General features: G+C 43.5%; 1 protein-coding gene. It reads left to right on the forward strand.

The annotated features are described in order from the left end of the window. Positions 1-379: aldo/keto reductase (locus KH400_RS22200; RefSeq protein ID WP_217228337.1), on the forward strand; the 379-nt coding region annotated here is incomplete at both ends.

The raw sequence follows: 379 nt of genomic DNA on the forward strand, positions 1-379 counted from the left end.
GTGTTGGACGAGGCATACAACTTGGTCTAGCAGAAACAGGCCTTCGCCGCGAAGACATCTTTGTGACATCCAAAGTGTGGAATGCCGATTTAGGATATGAAGCGACACTAAAAGCATACGAAGACAGCCTGAAAAAACTTCAGCTTGATTATCTTGATCTGTATTTAATTCACTGGCCAGTTGAAGGGAAATACAAAGAAGCATGGCGCGCGCTTGAAACGCTATACCGTGAAGGAAAAGTCAGAGCCATCGGTGTGAGTAACTTTCAGCCGCATCATCTAGACGAATTATTGAAAGATGCGGACATCATTCCAGCAATTAATCAAGTCGAGTTTCATCCAAAACTCACGCAGGAAACGCTGTTTACGTATTTGAAAAC

Source organism: Desertibacillus haloalkaliphilus, from assembly GCF_019039105.1.
Lineage (GTDB): Bacteria > Bacillota > Bacilli > Bacillales > KJ1-10-99 > Desertibacillus > Desertibacillus haloalkaliphilus.